Below are 17,742 nucleotides of genomic sequence, written 5' to 3' on the forward strand. Positions count from 1 at the left end.
GGGCTGTTGCGAGTTTTGTTCAGGATGCGTCGCGCCGTCATGGGCGCGAGCGCAATGGCGTGTCTGGGCGTAGCCCTGCTCGCCGCGACCCCGGCGGCGGCCCAGGTGGCCCTGCCCTCGCGCCAGGAATTGGACCCAGCGCGCGCCGCCCCGATCGCGGCCGCGCCGCGCGGCGACCTGTTCAAGGGCGTCGAGGCCGGGCCCTGCGCCTTCCGCGATAGTCCCATCAAGGTCACCCTGAAGGCGGTCGAGTTCCACGGCGCGACGTCTGGAGCCCTGGCGCTGTCGGACCAGGCCCTGGCCTCGACCTATGCCGAGTTCATCGGCCGCGAGGCGCCGCTGAGCGTGGTCTGCGACATCCGCGACCGGGCCGCGGCGCTGTATCTGCGGCGCGGCGTGCTGGCCAGCGTGGTCATTCCCGAGCAGCGGATCGCCGAGGGCAAGCTGACCCTGACGGTGGTCGAGGCGCGGATCGCCTCGGTGAACTATCACGGCGACGCCGGCCCGGCCCAGAAGCAGGTCGTGCGCTTCCTCGACCATCTGCGCGGCATGGCGCCGTTCGACCTGGACGTCGCCCAGCGCTACCTGCTGCTGGCCTCCGACGTGCCCGGCGCGCGCATCCAGTCGGTGCTCAAGCCCTCGCTCGCCGGCCCGGGCGCGCTGGACCTGGACATCACCGTGTCGCGCGACGCCGTCGACGGCTCGGTCGTGGCCCAGAACTACGGCTCCAAGACCGTCGGCCGCGACCTGACCCTGGCGCGGCTGGACCTCAACGGCTTCACCCCCCTGGGCGAGCGCACCTCGATCATCGGCTATGGCACGCTGTCCAGCGACGAGCAGCAGGTCGTCCAGGTGGTCGAGCGCTTCTTCATCGGCGGGGACGGCCTGGCGGCCGACTTCTCCGGCTCGTGGGCCTGGACCAAGCCGGGCGACGTGCTCAAGCCGTTGGACCTGGAGGGCGAGTCGTTCGCCGGCGGCGTCCGCCTGACCTATCCGCTGATGCGCCACCGCCGCTACAACCTCAACATCGGGGTCGGGCTGGACTGGATCGACCAGAAGGTCGAGTTCGGCGGCGGCGCGGCCGTGCTGACCGACGACAAGCTGCGGGTGTTCTTCCTCCGCCTGGACGGCCACTACGCCCCGGCCAGCCTGGCGGCCAATTCGGTGGCCCTGACCGGCGTGGTTGAGGTGCGCCAGGGCGTGCACAGCCTGGGCGCCAGCCGCTATGGCGAGTTCACCGCCTCGCGCTTCCTGGGCGTGCCGGACGCCACGGTGATCCGGGCCGAGGGCGAGATCGGCGGCCGCGCGGGACCGATGATCGGCAAGCTGAAAGTCGCCTGGCAGCACACCGACGATCCGCTGCTGTCCTACGAGGAATACGGGGTCGGCAACCTGACGATCGGCCGTGGCTACGACCCCTCGGTCGCCTCCGCCGACCGCGCCGCCTCGGCCTCGGTCGAAATCAGCACCGTGCCGCTGCCCTTGGCCGGAGGCCGCGCCGCCTGGCGGCCCTACGCCTTCTATGACGCGGCCGAGCTGAAGAACATCGGCTTCGGCGCGAACGAGCTGGACCTGTCCTCGGCCGGGGTCGGCGTCCGCGCCCAGATCACCTCGCGGGTTGCCTTCGACCTGACCTGGGCCAAGCCGTTCGACAGTCCGTACGGCGTGGGCGACGAGCCGTCGTCGCGCGTCCTGATCTCCCTGTCCGCCGCCCTGTTCTAGCCTGCTGAAAGTTCCGGAGCGTCCCCCATGACCTCGCCGCCGACCCGCCCGATCCCTTCCCGCACCGGCCCCGCGCGCCGGACCAGCCTGCTGGCGGCCTCGGCCCTCTGCGGCGTGGCGACGATGCTGGCCCAGCCGGCCCTGGCCCAGACCCTGCCGGGCATCCCGTCGGCGGCCAACATCACGGTCTCCATGGGCGGTTCGCAGCCGGCGATCACAGCGCCGACCGCCAATGACCTGGACATCGACCTGAACGCACCGCGCACGGTGATCAACTGGGCCAGCCTGCACGTCAGCGGCGCCGACGCGATGACCTTCCACTTCGATGCGAACAGCGACATCGTCCTGAACAAGACGACCAGCCAGATCGCCATCGACGCGGGCGGGACCGTCTCGGGCCTGGTCGGCGCCTCGGCCGGCGGCAACATCTGGTTCTACTCGCCGCAGGGCGTGATCGTCTCGCCGGGCGCGGTGATGACGGGCGGCGGCTTCCTGTTCAGTCGCGGGACGGGGATCGTGGACGCCGGCTTCGTCGACGCCGCCGATCCGCTGGCCAACCTGCGCGCCGCCACCAACGCCCTGATCCGGATCAACTCCATCACGTCGGCGACCAGCGCCTCGATCGACTCCAGCGGCAACGTCCTGCTCAGCGCGTCCAGCGGCGCCCTGAACGTCGGCGTCGCGGCGGGCGCCACGGTGGACATTTCGACCACCTCGGGCTCGATCACCGCCAGCGAGGTCACGGCCACCAGCGGCGCGGCCTCGGTGACGGCCGGCGGCCCTGGCGCCACCGTCAGCGCGATCACGGGCGCGACAGGCGTGACGGTCTCGTCGGACAGCAACACCTCGGTCGGCTCGGCCACCACCACGACCTCGGGCGACATCGTCCTCGGCAGCGGCGGCTCGGTGTCGCTGACCCTGGGCAACTCGGCGCGCGACACCCTGCTCACCGCCCCGCTCATCTTCCTGAGCACCCTCGACACGGGGCGTGACGCCATCCTGACCGGCGATACCGGGGTCACGGTGACCAACCGCATCTTCGCGGGCGACGACATCGAGCTGACCGCGTCCAACGGCAACATCACGGCCGGCGGCGCCTTCCTGAGGTCGACCGGCCTGGGCGCCAGCGACGATGCGCACATCCTCCTGCGTTCCGACACAGGCTCGGTCACCGCCACCAACACGCTCCAGACCCAAGGCGCCGGCACGCAGGCCGGCAACATCACCCTCCAGGCGGCGACGACCGCCAGCGCCGGCTCGGCCACGGCCACCCGTGACCTGATCGTGACCGGCGTCACCGCCAGCCTGACCACCGGTACGGCGGCGCGCGACATCTTCGTGACCGCCACGACCGGCGGCGCGACCGTGACCACCGCGGCCACGGCCGGCGACGACGTCGAGATCACCGCGACCACCGGCGCCGTCTCGGCCGGCGCCGCGACGCTGCGGTCCACCGGCGTCGGCGCGGCCGACGACGGCCACGTCCTGGCGCGCTCGACGGGCAGCACGGTCAGCGTCGGCTCGGCCCTCACCCAGGGAACCGGTGTGGCGGCGGGCGACGTCATCATCAGCGCCGCCACCACCGCGACCCTCGGCTCGGGCAGCTCGAGCCGAGACTTGACCGTCGCGGGCGTCACAGCCGGCCTGACCAGCGGCAACGCCGCGCGCGACCTCTTCGTCACCAGCACCACGGGCGACGCCACCGTCGTCACCAGCGCCACGGCCGGCGACGACCTTGAAATCACCGCGACCGTCGGCGACGTCGTGGCCGGCGCCGCGACGCTGCGATCGACCGGCGTCGGGGCCAGCAACGATGCTCACATCCTGCTGACCGCGAACAACGGCTCGATCGATTTCGGCACGGCGATCACCGAGGGCACGGGCGTTGCTCTGGGCAAGGTCTCCGCCGACGCGGCGGGCACGATCACCGGAACCGCCGCGCAGGCGTCGCTGGACGTCTCCATGACGGGGGCGGGCAGCATCGACCTGGGCTCCGCCACGGCCGGGCGCTTCATCACCGTGTCGTCCACGGGCGGCGGCGCGACCCTGGGCGCCGCGGAGATGACCGGAACCGGCGCGGGCCACAACCTGCTGGTCTCGGGCAGCGGCGACGCCATCCTGGGCGCGGGCGACTTTTCGAGCATCACCACGGCCAACACCTTCAGCCGGACGGGCGGCAACACGGGCACGGCGACGGTCCGGTCGACCACCGGCGACGCCAAGGTCTATCTCGACACCAGCGCCGCGATCGACACCCTGGAAGGCGAGGACGTCGACGTCACCATCAACACCGGACCGGCCTCGTTCGGCACGATCACGGCCAACACCAGCAACATCTATGTCGAAGCGCTGGACGGCGCCCTGACCGTCGGCGCGGCCACGGCGGCCAACGGCGACGTGGAACTGTACAGCGGCGGTGGCGACGACCTGACGATCCTCGGGGCGGTGCACGGCGCCGGTCTGGTCGACATCGAAAGCGATGGACTGCTGCACGTGACCTCGACCGGCTCCGTCAACAGCGACGACGAGGTGGTGCTGGGCGGCGACACGGTGACGATCGCGGGTTCGGTGCACGGCGACGGCCCGGTCCAGATCGGCGCCAACGGCTTGGTGGACGGAACGGCGGCCACCCTGATTTCCAGCGGCGACGACCTGACGATCCTCGGCGGTACGGTCGATGTCGGGACGCTGGAGGCCGACGGGATCATCGGGGTGGTGGCGAGCACCGGCGACGCCGACGTCCAGTCGGCCCATGCCGGCGTCGCGGTCACGGTCGCGGCGTTCACCGCCAATGTCTTCGTCGGCTCGGCCGAGGCGGACGACCAGGGCGTCGCCGTGCAGGCGGCGGGCAACGCCGTGGTCGACCTGGCCAAGGTCAACGGCGCCAACGGCGTCATCGTCGTGCAGGCCGACGGCGACGCGACGCTGCGCGCCGGCGAGGCGGCCCTCGGGATCCTGGTCGAGGCCACGGACACCGGTACGGCGACCTTCGGCGCCGACACCGCGGCGCTGATCACCAACGCCAACTACGCCTTGACCGGTCCCAGTTCGGGCTGCGGCTGCTCGCCGGCTCCGGACGGGCTGCAGGTCTATTCCGCGTTCGGCGACGCGGTGGTCAATGCGTACTCGGTCAGCAATCCGATCGTCCTGGTCGCCTCTGGAGAGTTCAACAACGCGACCGTCACCCTGCAGACCGGCGACCTGAAGATCGACGAACTGGCGGGCTACAACATCACGCTCGATGCGCAGGCGGGCACGTTGGAGACCAGCGCGGCCTTCAGCGGCGGGGGCGACTACACGGTCACCGCCCAGGACTTCCTGGGCGACGTGCTGACTCCCACCCTCACCACCGGCCTCATCCACGACGTCACCATCACCGACACCCTGGGCGACCTGAACCTGGGGAGCGCCGCCATCCACGCCGACCGCCGGCTGACCATCGTCGCCCAGGACGGCGCGGTGACTGGCGCGGCGCAACTCTCGGCGGGAGCTGGTTTGGTCAACGGCCGAGTCGACGTGACGGCCGACGCCATCGCCGTCGATACGGCGTCGAGCAACGGCTCGGTGTTCCTGGACGGTGGAACCGGCCTGGTGGACGTGGCCACCAGCGTCAGCGTCGACGGGAACTACAGCCTGTCGGGCGGCGATTTCTCGGACAACGCCCTGGCGCCGGTCGGCCTCCAGACCGGATCCTGGTTCATCACCGACCGGGCCGCCGGCTTCGACTTCAGCGGCAAGACCCTGCACTACGGCGGCACCATCGTCCTCGACGTGCAGGGCGTCGTCAACGGCGGCGACATGACCGTGGACGCGGGCAATATCCTTGTCACGGCCCAGAGCGGGCATCTGGGCAAGCTCACCGCCGTGAGTTTCGCCGGGGTGGACAGCAGCGTCGGGGGCATCGACGTGGATTCCATGGCCGCGTTGTCGGTCCAGGTCCGGACCCTGAACGGCGGCACGGCCCGCCTGGGCGCGGCGGACCTGACCGGTACGGGCGCCAACACCCTTGTGGTCGACGCCCTGGCGGGCGGCGGCGCCATCCTGGGAGCCGCGACGCCGGGCGCGATCACGGCGGCCAACCTCGTCACCTCCGCCGGCACGTCCACGACGGTCACCGTCGGCAGCGCGACGGGCGGCGCCGACATCAACCTGGATCACACGACGAACGCCAAGCTGACCACGGTCGAGGCGTCGAACGCTGTGAACATCAAGGTCGTCAACGGCCCGCTGGCGATCGGCGCCGTCACCTCGACCAACGGCGCGGTCACCATCAACGGTCCAACCGGCCTCCTGACCGTGGACCAACTGACCGCGCGCTCGACCTCGCGGATCAACGCGATCGGCGACATGCGGCTGGTCGCGGCCGACGCCGACGCCCAGCTGACCCTGCAGTCGCTGGCCGGCGGCGTGCGGCTCGGCGACGGGACGCCCGGCCGGGTTATCGATGTCGGCGGCGGGCTCACCCTGCAGGCCTTCACCGACATCGTTCAGGAGCAGGGCGCGCTGAAGGCCGATACGCTGACCGTGAGCGCGAGAAGCGGCGCCACGCTGCTGGGCGACAACCTGATCCCGAACCTGCTGTCGGTCACCGTCTCCAACGACGGCTTCGCCTATCATGGGACCAGCGCCTTCATCGTGCAGGGCGTGGTCGACGTCCAACACGGAACGGTGGACCTGCGGTCCGACGGGACGATCGGCCAGAACCTGGCCGGCGTCATCCTGGCCCAGAAGCTGACCGGCTCGTCGGTCGGCGCCGCCAACTTCCGCGCCGCCAACGAGATCGTCGAGCTGGGCGATTTCACCAATACCGGCGGCCTGTTCAAGCTGGTCGACAACCGCGCCCTGACCGTCAGCGGAACCGTGCTGAGCACGGGCACCCTGTCGATCGCCTCGCACGGCGGCATGACCATCGCCGGCACGGGCACGGTGCGGGCCAACGGCGCGGGCGACGCGGTGGTGCTGGCCTCGGACGGGGTGTTCACCAACGCCCGCGGGGCCGACGCGGTGACCGCCGCCAGCGCCGGCGGCCGGTGGCTGATCTACACCCAGGCGTTCGGCGATCCGCAGGGCTCGACGGCGGGCAACACGTTCAACGGCCTGTCCGGCAAGAGCTACTACGGGACGGCCTACGACTTCGCGGCCTCGGGCTTCACCGCGGGCGTCAACAACGGCAACCGCTTCGTCTACGCCTACCAGCCGACCATAACGGTGACGCCCGACAGCAAGATCGTGACCTATGACGGGGCGATCCCGTCGCTTTCGGCGACGGTCACCGGGCTGGTCAACGGCGACCTCTTCACCGACGCCTGGACCGGCGCGCTGGTGATCAACGGCGCGACCAGCAAGAACGTCGGGACCTACACCCTGACCGCCGTCACCAGCGGCCTGACCTCCGACCTCAACTACGCCTTCGCCGCCGGAACCCCCGGCTCGCTGCGCATCGATCCCAAGGCCCTGAGCGGCGTGCTGGCGGCCAACGACAAGACCTATGACGGCGCGACGACCGCCACCGGATCGGTCAGCCTGACCGGCGTGGTGACCGGCGACACCGTCACCGCGTCGGGGACCTACGCCTTCGCCGACAAGAACGCCGGGACCGGCAAGACGGTCACCGCCTCGGGCGTGACCCTGGCCGGCGCCGACGCGGGCAACTACACCCTGGCCTCGACCGCCACCGACACCGCCGACATCGCCAAGAAGGGCCTGACCGGCGCGCTGACCGCCAACAACAAGACCTATGACGGCACGACGACCGCCACCGGGTCGATCGGCCTGACGGGCGTGCTGGCCGGCGAGACGGTCACGGCCTCGGGCGCCTACGCCTTCGCCGACAGGAACGCCGGGACCGGCAAGACCGTGACGGCGTCCGGCGCCGTCCTGGCCGGCGCCGACGCGGGCAACTACAGCCTGACCGGCGTCAGCGCCGCCCTGGCCGACATCCTGCGACGGTCGGTGACGGTCGCCGCCGACAACGCGTTCAAGGCGTTCGGTCAGGTCGAGCCGACCTTCAGCTATCGCATCACGGTGGGCGACCTGGCCGCCGGCGACGCCTTCACCGGCGCCCTGGCGCGCGCCGCGGGCGAGAACCCCGGCGACTACGGGATCACCCGCGGGGCGCTGGCCCTGTCGGCGAACTACGACCTGAGCTTCACCGGCGCGGTGTTCACGATCCGGCCGGTGCCGTCGAACGACCAGGGCGGCTCGTCGTCGCTCAAGCACCTCAACGAGGGTCCGGACTTCACGCTGGACTGGGATCCCGAGCCCAACCTGACGACCGAGGGGCAGATGCCCCAGGGCGTCCAGTCGGGCGGCGCCCTGACGGTGGCGACGCTGCGCTAGACCGGTCCGCGCGCCCAGGACGGCCCCGGTGGATGGCGAAGGGGGGCCTGGTCGTTCTTCCGCGCGGCGGGACTGTCCTTCCCGCCGCAAGGGCGGGAGGGACGGATGGAAGTGCTAGGACGCGGGGCGCGTGACCCGCCTCTACCCCGGCGTCTGGCCGGCCTTCTCGCGTTCGACGCTGCAGGGGCCGCTGGTCTCCTTCTGGCCCGAGGCGCCGACCGTCTTCCAGGACCCCTGGCCGCGGGTCTGGTCGACGCGCAGCGTCAGGATCAGCGAGGCCGAGGTCATGATCCCTTCTAGCCGATCGCGATCGGCCGTGCAGCTGAAGACCTCGCACAGATTGGGCCCGTACTGCTTGTCGGCCGGCTTCCATTCCTGCAGCAGCCGGGGCGCGACGCGGAAGGTCCGCTCGGCCTGCGTCGTGCTGTCGATGCGGCAGCGCAAGATCCAGGCGTCGCCCGCCGAAGCCTCGGCAAGACCAGGGGTCAGCAACGCGATGAACAAACCGGCCAGGAGCATGGAGAACCTCCAATTCAACCCATAATGCGCCTCGGTCCCCTCTACGCCTCTTAGGTGAAGGCCTGAGATGAAGTGGATGTTTTAGCCGATGGCGCCCAAAGGCCCGCGGGTGTCTGCTGTTCCTATCGAAACAAACAGTTGGGGCTGTTTGGGGCGGGGGGAAGTCCCTTGGACGGAGGGGCGGAACGATCAAGAAAAACCCTCGTCTCGGTCCATAGGTTGGCGTTGAGGGGCATGGTTTCGCGAAGGCGACCGCGTGAGCGGGCCTGTCCCCTGTGTTGCCGACTGTCGTGCACGGCCATGGCCGGGCGCGACGCGTGTCCACAGGGAGGGGCGTGATGCTGCGTATTCTGATTGCCGACGACCACGACATGGTTCGCCGTGGCGTTCGAAACGTCATCGAGGACCATCCGGGCTGGATGGTCTGCGCCGAAGCTTCCGACGGCCAGCAGGCCCTGGAGCTGGCGCTGAAGGAAAAGCCCGACGTCGCCATCCTCGACGTGTCGCTGCCGATCCTGAACGGGGTCGCCCTGACCCGGCTCCTGCAGAAGGAATGCCCGAAGATCCGCGTCCTGCTGTTCACGATGCATGACGACGACGAGACCGTCAGCAGCGCGCTGGCGGCGGGGGCCCGGGGCTATGTGCTGAAGTCCGACACCGGGGCGAACCTGGAGGCGGCGATCTCGGCGCTGCACGTCAACCGGCTCTACTTCTCGTCCCCGGTCTCGGAGCTGCTGCTCTACGCCGCGCTCAACGAACGCAAGAAGTCGCGGTTGGAGAGCTTCACGACCCGCGAGCTCGAGGTCGCCCAACTGATCGCCGAGGGCAAGGTCAACAAGGAGATCGCGCGGCAGCTGACGATCAGCATCAAGACCGTGGAGAGCCATCGGGCGGCGGGCATGCGCAAGGCCGGCGTGCGGACCGCGGCGGCGTTCGTCCGCTTCGCGATAAAGCACAAAATGATCCAGGCCTAGGTCGTGAACGCCCTCGCCTCCGGGTTCGGCCTGATACCCCCCCTGCCGTGATCCCGAAACACTCCGACTGTTCGGAGGCGTATGGTGACCAAGCAGATTTTCAAGCAGCGAGGCCAGAACACGACCCGCGCGGTCGCGGCCAATGTCTTTTCGCTCTGTTTTCCGCTGTTCCTGGTCGACGCCGTGCGGCGGGCCCATCCCATGGCGCTGCAGCAGTTCCACCTGCTGCCCCCGGACAGCGCCGACCTGGCGCCGGGCCTTCTGGAGGACGATCCCTGCATCGTCATCGCCAGCGCCTGGATCGACCTGACCGACGGGCCCGTGGTGCTGCACCTGCCGCACACCCATGGGCGTCATTTCGACCTCACCCTGATCGACACCGCCGGCGAGCCGTTCGCCAGTCTCGGATCCCGCACCGACAACGACGGGGGCGTGGACGTCGCCGTGGTCCCGCCGCGCTGGAACGGCGAGACCCCGCACACCCACCTGGCCCGCCGGGCGCCCAGCGACGCCTGCTGGGCGGTCAGCCGCATCCACGCCCATTCGCCGCTCGACCGGCCCGAGACCCTGGCCATCGCCAGGCACCAGTGCCTGAGCTCGATAGGACGGCGGCCGGATCACCAGACCAGCCACATCACCAGCCTTGAGCCGCCGGCCGTCTCGAGCCTGCGGCAGGTGATCGAGCTGGGTCCCGCCGTGTTCTTCCATCGCCTGGACGCGGTGCTGGATCGAGCGCCGATCAGTTTCGAGCGGTCGATGCGGCCGCTGCTAGACCAGTTCCGCCGCGACCTGGACGGGCCGCCGCCGGCCGCCAACTGGTCGTCGGACATGGCCGAGGCGCTGGAGCTGGGGTTCGCGGACGGCCTGGCGGCGATCCGGGCGGCCACGGCCGCGATTTCCGAGACCCGGGGGGTCGGCTGGCACGCGGTGGCCGTGCCGCAACATGACGAGTCGGGGGCGTCTCTGGCCCAGGCGGGGCGAGCCTATTCCAGCCTCGGCGCGCCCGCGCGCGAGGAGCTGCTGACCCTGGTTTGCGAGCATGACGGCCATGGCCGGCCGTTGCGAGGCGACCGCTGCTCGCGCCTGCGTTTCCAGGCCGAAGCCCTGCCGCCGGTGCGCGGCTTCTGGCGGCTCTACACCCGGCCGACGGCCTCGGCGGACAAGCGCCACGGGATCGGCAACCGCAACGACCTGAGCCTCGACGACGACGGCGCGCTGGACCTGATCATCCACGACAAGCCGCCGGCCGGAGGCGACCTGGCCAACTGGCTGCCGGCGCCACGCGGCGAGATGTGCCTGGTCATGCGGCTCTACGGACCCCGGGGCGCGGCCCTGTCCGGCGCCTGGCGCATGCCCTCGATCGAGATCGTGGACCTGGACGCCGATGGCCCGGGGCCGCGTCCCTCATCGTCTGAAAAGCCAAACAGGAGGACTCCCTCGTGAGACCACTGCCCTTCGTCGCCTGCTGCGTCCTGAGCGTCGCGGCCGCGACCTTCCCATCCCTGGCGCCGTCCCTAGCTTCGGCCCAGACGGCGCCCCCGGCGACCGCTCCTCCGGCCACCGCCTCCGACACCGACCTGGTGGCGCCGATAGTCGAGCCCGAGGCCCGCCAGGCCCTGGAGCGGATGAGCGCCTATCTCGGCACGTTGAAGACCTTCGAGATTCGGACCCAGACCAGCCTGGACATCGTCACCGAGACCGGACAGCGCGTGCAGATCGACGGCACGGCCCACTACAAGGTGCGCAAGCCCGACGGCTTCGTCATCGAGGTCGTCACCGACCTGAAGAAGCGGACCTTCTTCTACGACGGCAAGACCTTCACGGTGTTCTCGCCGCAGCATGAATTCTACTCCACGGTCGCGGCGCCGCCGACCACCCTGAAGATGCTGGACCTGCTGTGGGACGAGTACGGCCTGGCCCTGCCGCTCGAAGACCTGTTCCGCTGGAACGAACTCAAGAGCCGGCGGTCGGAAGACCTCACGGGGGCCTTCCTGGTGGGGCCCGCCACGATCGACGGCGTGCTCACCAATCAGTACGCCTTCCGCCAGGGCGAGGTGGACTGGTCGGTGTGGATCGAGCAGGGCGAGCGCCCGCTGCCGCGCAAGCTGATGATCGTCGACCGATCCCAGACCGAACAGCCCGCCTATGTCGCGCGGCTGGCCTGGACCCTGAACCCGACCTTCCCGGCCGACACCTTCACCTATCGCGCCGGCCCCAAGGCCAAGTCCATCCGAATGAGTACGCTCGAACCGACCGGGAGCACGCCATGAAAGTCCGCATCCTCCATGTGATCGCCATATCGGCCGGGGTCTTCGCGTCGATGGCCCTCTATGTCGCCGAGGCCACCGCCGGTCGAGGCGGCGGCGGAGGACGCGGCGGCGGGGCCCGCGGCGGCGGCATGAGCAGCATGAGCCGGGGCGGAGGCGGCGGCTTCAGCAGCAGCCGCGGCTCTTCGATGGGCGGCAGTCGCTCCAGCTATAACCGCGGCTCGTCCAGCTTCAGCCGGCCGTCGACCCAGCCCAGCAGGCCCTCCACGGGCGGCGGCGGTTTCGGCGGCGGTTCCGCCTCGCGTCCGAGCACCGGGGCGGGCGCGGGGGGCGGCTTCGGCGGCGGCGCTTCCGCCGGCACGCGTCCCAGCACCGGAGCCGGCGCGGGCGGCGGCCTTGGCGGGGGAGCCGCCGGCTCGCGACCCAGCGCCGGCACGGGCGCCACCGGGGGCGGCCGGGACACGGCCAGCACCAGGCCCTCCGGCGGCAATCGCGGAGATGGGGGGAACCGCGGCGATGGAAACCGGGGGGACGGCAATCGTGGAGACGGCAATCGCGGCGATGGAAACCGCGGGGACGGCGACCGCAACACCAACATCAACAACAACACCAACATCAACATCGACGACGGTTGGGGCGGCTGGGACGACCACTTCCACCACCCGATCGCGGCCGGCATGGTCATCGGCGCCACCGCCGCCGTGACCGCGGCGGCCCTGAGCCCCTACTATTACGGGGCGGCCTATTACTCGCTGCCGATGGGATGCGGGGGCTATCCGTACTACGGCGCCTCCTACTATCGCTGCGACGGCTACTATCTGGAGCCGCGCTACGAGGGCGACACGATCGTCTACATCACCGTGCCCGATCCCGCTTCGGCGGAGGCGAAGAAGGGTGGGACCTCCACGGCGCCGGTCCCCTCGACGGCTCCGGTTCCCAGCACGCCGCCGGCCGCGCCCGTCCCCACGACGCCGCCTCAGCCCTAGGGGGCTTGAGGCGCTAGTTCCCCGCTCATACCGGCGAAGGCCGGCATGAGCGGAGAATGGGGTCTAGTGGTTTGGCGCGGCCGCCGGCGGCGATTTCAGGGCGTTGGCCAGCGAGAACTGGCCCAGGGACGCCGTCGGGATGGTCAGGATCAGCTGCAGTCCGATCAGCCAGGTGACGATCGACACGGCGGCGAGGGTGAAACGCACGGAGGTCTGGCGGAACACCTGTCCGATGCCGCCGAAGAACATGGCCGTGGCCAGGACGACGCCCGCGCGGTTGTAGGCGTAGGAGGTGCGGCTGGCCGCTTCGCCCAGGGCGAACTGCGTCTCCGCCTCCCTCTCGGCCCTATCGGCCTCGGCGAAGCCGGGGGGCTGGTAGCCGGCCATGGCGAACGGGGTCGGGGGCGCCTTGGGGTTGTCCAGCGGACGGGTGGCCAGCCAGGCCTCGAACTGGTGGTGGAAGTTCGCCGGCATGCGGGTGCGGTAGAACTGCGCCAGCGCCTCGTTGCCGCGGCTCTTGGCCTCGATCCAGTCGCTGAACAGGTCGATCTGCACGGCGCGGACCATGTCGCCCTCGAACCTGGCCCGCGAGGCCGCGCCGCGCTCGAAGTTCGCGCGGCCGAAATGGACGGTCTGCATGCCGTTCCACATCGCGCCCTGATGGCTGGCCCATGAGGCCATCAGGCCGGCGACGGACAGCACCACGGCGGTCACCGTCTCGATCAGGCTGGCCCTGGCCGAAGCGGTGGCCGCGATATCGGCGGCGCTGTCATAGGAGTCGGTCTTGCGGACCATTCTCTCTCCGGGTCCCGATCAAAGAACGGCCCCGCACGAATGCGGGGCCAGTCAGGAAGGCCTGAAAAACCTTCTAGTCCGCCGTCAGGGGGGAGGAGGGCGGACGATCCAAACTCGCGCCTGGCGAGGGCCGAGACGATCCGTGATTACCCTGACGTCGGGAGCGGAGGCGCCGGGGTCGGCCGTTCCGGGACGCCGACGACGAGAGACGGGAGCCGACCGGCAGGGCGACGACCACGACCGTGCCCTGACCGGGGCAGGAAACCTCGACCCGTCCCTTCAGCTGGGCCGCCCGGGTGCGCATGCCCGCGATGCCGACCCCGGACTCCAGGTTGGCCGGCTCGCCGCGCATCAGGGCCGCCACGCCCTTGCCGTCGTCGCTGACCCGCACGGTCAGGACGCCGCCCTCGCTGACCAGCTCGACGTCGGCATGCTGGGCGTCGGCGTGCCGGTAGACGTTGGAGAGCGCCTCCTGAACGATGCGGTACGCGGCGTGCTGCACGTCCTGCGGGGCCGAGTCGACCGGGCCCCGGGTCAGGAAGCTGGCGGTCAGGCCGGTGCGCGCGCCGAAGCCGTCGACGAAGCCGCGGACCGCGCGCGCCAGCCCGTTCTGCTCCAGCCCGGCTGGCTTGATCAGGTAGGACAGGACGCGGATCTCCTTGACCACCTCGCCGACCGATATCGACATGTCGTCGAGCACCGCATTGGCCTTGTCGCCGCACACCAGCGGCCGCAGCCGTCCGAGCGACAGGTTGAGCGCCGCCAGGTGCTGGCAGGTGGAGTCGTGCAGCTCCATGGCGATGCGCACGCGTTCCTCTTCCTGGGCCGCCAGCAGGTCGCGGGCCCGGGTCGCCGAGGGACGTCCCTTGGCCGGAAGGGGCAGATCGTCGTGCACCGCCACGAACACCGGCCGGGGGCTGAAGGGCAGGGGCGTGATCCGCACGTGGCGACGGCGCGGCGGTTCGCTGTCCGCCACCGTGTAGCGATGGGTGAACGAGGCGCTCTTTCCGGCCAGCAGGTCCTGGACGCCCTGGCGAAACGCCGGCCGCGCCAGGATGGGACTGATCCGTGTGCAGAAGTCCAGGTAGGGCTCGCTCAGTCCGGCCCGACGAGAAGCGCCCGTGCGCCGCGCGGCCGCTCTCCAGGCGGGATTGACGGCGATCAGCACGCCGGCCTCGTTGAGCAGGGCGGTTTCCTGCACCAGCGCCTTGGAGACGGTGGCCAGCAGCCGGGTGGCGGCGCGGCTGGCGGGCTTCAGCACGGAAACCTCGACGGGCCGCGCATCCGACGTCGCCAGGGCCGACCTTGCGCGGCGCAGGATCGCCGTCACCGACGAGGCGAGGCCGTTGAGGGAGGCGGACGGCGCGAAACCGTCGCGACCGCTGAAGATCGGCCCAGGCCATAGAGGCATGGGCAGGGTCTGGTCGAGCCGTTGGGACATCTCGAACGTCCTTCTGTTGGCGTCTACCGACAGATAAGCAAACTGGGGCCACGCCGACGCGCGGCCCCTTACGCCACAAGCGTTACGGCGCGCTCCCCGCGAACTGTCCCGCATCGTTGATCGGCGCCCGGGCCTTCAGCTCGTTGAGGCCGCGAATGCTCAGCTCGGCCCATCGCTCGACCAGTCGCCGGAAGTCCGAGCGGTTGGTAGCGCGGTTGCGCTGGCCGATCGTGTTGTCGCCCGCCAGGCGCCGGTCGACCGCGCGGCCCAGCAGGGCGCCGGTCTGCGAGTCCCGCACCTCGATGAAGTAGGTCGCCTCGCCGGCGTCGTTGGCGAAGGTGTAGGTGCGGCCGGGCTCCATGGTGTCCGGCGCCGAGACGCGGACGTTGAGCACGCCCGTCCGCAGCCAGAGCACGTCGGGGCCCGCCTCGGTGACCACCTGGTAGCCGCCCTTGTTGAACTCCTCGACGAAGATCTCGCTCGCGGCGGCGACACCCTTGGTCACGGCCTTCTGGAGATCCTTTTCGGAGATGTCCCGCGAGATGCCGATGCCCTGGCTGTTGTAGTCGCGACGCCAGTTCTTTTCGAAGGACACCTCGGTGGGGTCGAGCTTGACCTTCGTATAGCCGGTGAACGTCGCGCCTGGCGCGAGATAGACTAGGTCGAAGCGCTTGGTCTTGATCTGGAGCAGGCCGTCCCAGGTGGTGGGCGGCTTGGCGGCCAGGGCGGGTGTCGCCGTGGCGACGGCGAACGCCAGAAGCGCCGCCGGAAGAAGCTGTCGACGATCCATTTTTTCGGCCTCGGTCTGCTGAGCCAAGCATCGCCATGCCGGCGAGGACCACCATCGGGGAAAACCCTTGGACCGGCGTCGCACACCCCGAGGTAGGGGCGTCAGGAGCCGATCGCTCAGAAAGCGTATCGGACGCGCATGGCCGCCACATCCAGCGATTGCCCGATCTGCACGCCGGCCGGCGGCGTCAGGGGGGCGGGGCCGAAGGGTTCGGGATCGACGGGGCCGGCGGGGTTCAGACGATCCACCCGCACGTGCATGGCGTTCAGCATCACGCGAATCCGGTCGGAGGGATACCAGTTCAGCGCCAGGCTGAGGATGGCCTGGTCGCCGCCCCGGACCCCGCCGATCGGGGTCGGCGCGCCGGCCTGGCCCTCGTGCGAGTTGGCGTCCATGCGGCTGTAGCGGAAGGCCAGCTCCCAGGCGCCCCAGCCGCCGGCCCGCAAGGGGTGCTTGGTCCTGGGCCGTCCGAACACGGCGCGGGTCTGGTCGAAGCGACGCGCCTCGCCGGTCAGCATCCAGCTGCCTTCCACATAGAAGCCGAAGAACCGCGGGTCGCGCGGGGTCTCGCCGGACGCGCGCTCCACCGCGAAATGGAAGGCTTCGGCCTGCAGGTAGAGATTGCGGCGTCGGGCCGCGAACTCCAGGCCCAGCACCCTGGCGCGGTGGGCGACGATGTCGCCGGTGTCGAGCAGCGGCGTGTCGTCGACCCGCACTTCGGGCGTGGCCATCAGGCGGACGCCGAACCCCCGGATCCGGTCGTCCTGGGCCTTGCCGGGCGACAGCACATAGATCAGCGATCCGCCCACGTGCACGCTGGAGTCCGCTTTCGGATAGAAGGCCCGCGACGTCCGGACGATGATCGCGGACCGGGGCGAGGTCTCGTCGTCCTCGTGCAACACGGGCCCCGTCAGGCTGACGGCGGTCATCCAGTTCCGGGTCGCGCGCCGCACGGTGATCCCCAGCCGGCCGTCGCCGCCGCCCAGGCCTCGCGCCAGGTTGGCCGCCGTCGCCCGTTCCAGGAACGGATTGGCGTCGGTGCTGGTGGCGTCCTCCATGTTGGCCAGCTGTGGATAGGCGCCGACGATCAGCACCCAGGGCGCGAAGCGGCTGTAGCGGGCCCAGACCTCGGCGATGCGGGCCTCGCCCTGCTCGTCGCGCCCGCCGATGTCGAACATCGCCCGATAGGACAGGTTCTCGCCCCACTGTCCCTCGCCGCCCAGGCGGGCCTTGCGCAGGTAGGAGCCGTCGGTCAGGGCCTGGGCGTCCAGGGTGTCGCCGCTGCCGATCGCGCCGCGCCGGAAGTCGGTCTCCGGCGGGCCGGCGGGCTCCTGGGTATAGTCGGCGCCGTCGAACTGGATGTAGCCCCGGAAGGTCCACGGCCCCAGGCTGAAGTCCTGGTCCAGCACCGAGAGCAGCTTCAGGGGAACGTACAGCAGACCGCTGGGCGCTTCCGCCTGGGCCTCCGCCGGGGGCGCTTTCGGCTGTTGCCCGGCGGCGGCCGGGCTCGCCTGCGGGGCCGGCTCGCTCGGCGTCTCGCCCGGCGTCTCGGCCGAGACGAGCGCCGCCGCGACGAGCAGGGCCAGGGTCAGACCCGGTCTCCGGCGGCGCGCAGGGGGCGGGCCGCCGTGCGGGCGGCGGCGAGGGTTCGGGCGTGGGACATGGGGAACCTCCGGGTTTGCCGCCACCGTCGGGTGGGCCGCGGGCCACGGCCATCCGGCGTATTCCCGAGCCGCCGGGGCGTGGACGCCCGAGCCGCCTCGGTCCCGACGCGACACGGCTCGGGGGCGGCGGACGTCCGGGCAATCCACCTGCGGTCGTATCAGGCGCCCACCTGATACTTTCTCCGGCGGGTCGGCTCCTAACCTGACCAGGAGACGCGCGGCATAGGCGCGCCGGTCACCGGGTC

General features: G+C 70.7%; 11 protein-coding genes. 6 read left to right on the forward strand and 5 right to left on the reverse strand.

What is annotated here, in order from left to right; all coding sequences use genetic code 11:
• Positions 1–39 precede the first annotated feature (39 nt).
• Positions 40–1,722, forward strand: coding sequence for a ShlB/FhaC/HecB family hemolysin secretion/activation protein (locus tag AC1DMQ_RS00710; RefSeq protein WP_477031627.1), 1,683 nt, complete (start codon positions 40–42; stop codon positions 1,720–1,722).
• A gap of 27 nt (positions 1,723–1,749) precedes the next feature.
• Positions 1,750–8,061 (forward strand): YDG domain-containing protein, encoded by a 6,312-nt coding sequence (locus AC1DMQ_RS00715; RefSeq protein WP_477031628.1) that lies wholly within the window; start codon positions 1,750–1,752, stop codon positions 8,059–8,061.
• 141 nt (positions 8,062–8,202) lie between these two features.
• Here the strand turns inward: AC1DMQ_RS00715 and AC1DMQ_RS00720 are convergent, their stop codons facing one another.
• Positions 8,203–8,580: a hypothetical protein gene (locus tag AC1DMQ_RS00720; protein ID WP_477031629.1), complete on the reverse strand. Its 378-nt coding sequence runs from the start codon at positions 8,578–8,580 to the stop codon at positions 8,203–8,205.
• A 338-nt stretch (positions 8,581–8,918) separates the two neighbouring features.
• Here AC1DMQ_RS00720 and AC1DMQ_RS00725 point away from each other — a divergent pair, with 338 nt between their 5' ends.
• The 4 genes from AC1DMQ_RS00725 to AC1DMQ_RS00740 all read left to right on the forward strand — a co-directional run bounded on the left by AC1DMQ_RS00725 (position 8,919) and on the right by AC1DMQ_RS00740 (position 12,807).
• On the forward strand, positions 8,919–9,554 hold the full coding sequence (locus AC1DMQ_RS00725) for a response regulator (protein WP_477031630.1): 636 nt from the start codon (positions 8,919–8,921) through the stop codon (positions 9,552–9,554).
• Between the two features lie 84 nt (positions 9,555–9,638).
• Positions 9,639–10,997, forward strand: coding sequence for a DUF1254 domain-containing protein (locus AC1DMQ_RS00730; protein ID WP_477031631.1), 1,359 nt, complete (start codon positions 9,639–9,641; stop codon positions 10,995–10,997).
• Positions 10,994–11,824 carry a DUF2092 domain-containing protein gene (locus tag AC1DMQ_RS00735; RefSeq protein ID WP_477031632.1) on the forward strand — a complete coding sequence of 277 codons (831 nt, stop codon included), beginning with the start codon at positions 10,994–10,996 and terminating at the stop codon, positions 11,822–11,824. Before AC1DMQ_RS00730 ends, AC1DMQ_RS00735 begins: the two co-directional genes overlap by 4 nt.
• Entirely contained in the window at positions 11,821–12,807 is a 987-nt protein-coding gene (locus AC1DMQ_RS00740) for a hypothetical protein (RefSeq protein WP_477031633.1), read from the forward strand. Before AC1DMQ_RS00735 ends, AC1DMQ_RS00740 begins: the two co-directional genes overlap by 4 nt.
• A gap of 63 nt (positions 12,808–12,870) precedes the next feature.
• Here the strand turns inward: AC1DMQ_RS00740 and AC1DMQ_RS00745 are convergent, their stop codons facing one another.
• The 4 genes from AC1DMQ_RS00745 to AC1DMQ_RS00760 form a co-directional block, all read right to left on the reverse strand.
• Positions 12,871–13,602, reverse strand: coding sequence for a hypothetical protein (locus tag AC1DMQ_RS00745; RefSeq protein WP_477031634.1), 732 nt, complete (start codon positions 13,600–13,602; stop codon positions 12,871–12,873).
• Between the two features lie 73 nt (positions 13,603–13,675).
• Complete coding sequence (locus AC1DMQ_RS00750; protein ID WP_477031635.1) at positions 13,676–15,043, reverse strand: sensor histidine kinase; 1,368 nt, start codon at positions 15,041–15,043, stop codon at positions 13,676–13,678.
• 82 nt (positions 15,044–15,125) lie between these two features.
• Positions 15,126–15,833 carry a DUF3313 family protein gene (locus tag AC1DMQ_RS00755; protein ID WP_477031636.1) on the reverse strand — a complete coding sequence of 236 codons (708 nt, stop codon included), beginning with the start codon at positions 15,831–15,833 and terminating at the stop codon, positions 15,126–15,128.
• A gap of 116 nt (positions 15,834–15,949) precedes the next feature.
• Positions 15,950–17,611, reverse strand: coding sequence for an OprO/OprP family phosphate-selective porin (locus AC1DMQ_RS00760; RefSeq protein ID WP_477031637.1), 1,662 nt, complete (start codon positions 17,609–17,611; stop codon positions 15,950–15,952).
• Positions 17,612–17,742: the final 131 nt, after the last annotated feature.

Source organism: Caulobacter sp. 05L422 (genome assembly GCF_056397765.1).

Excerpts from the sequence above, each read along its gene's own strand:
- AC1DMQ_RS00710 (WP_477031627.1), top strand. The coding sequence starts at position 40 with ATGGGCGCGAGCGCAATGGCGTGTCTGGGCGTAGCCCTGCTCGCCGCG.
- AC1DMQ_RS00715 (WP_477031628.1), top strand. The coding sequence starts at position 1,750 with ATGACCTCGCCGCCGACCCGCCCGATCCCTTCCCGCACCGGCCCCGCG.
- AC1DMQ_RS00720 (WP_477031629.1), bottom strand. The coding sequence starts at position 8,580 with ATGCTCCTGGCCGGTTTGTTCATCGCGTTGCTGACCCCTGGTCTTGCC.
- AC1DMQ_RS00725 (WP_477031630.1), top strand. The coding sequence starts at position 8,919 with ATGCTGCGTATTCTGATTGCCGACGACCACGACATGGTTCGCCGTGGC.
- AC1DMQ_RS00740 (WP_477031633.1), top strand. The coding sequence starts at position 11,821 with ATGAAAGTCCGCATCCTCCATGTGATCGCCATATCGGCCGGGGTCTTC.
- AC1DMQ_RS00745 (WP_477031634.1), bottom strand. The coding sequence starts at position 13,602 with ATGGTCCGCAAGACCGACTCCTATGACAGCGCCGCCGATATCGCGGCC.
- AC1DMQ_RS00750 (WP_477031635.1), bottom strand. The coding sequence starts at position 15,043 with ATGTCCCAACGGCTCGACCAGACCCTGCCCATGCCTCTATGGCCTGGG.
- AC1DMQ_RS00755 (WP_477031636.1), bottom strand. The coding sequence starts at position 15,833 with ATGGATCGTCGACAGCTTCTTCCGGCGGCGCTTCTGGCGTTCGCCGTC.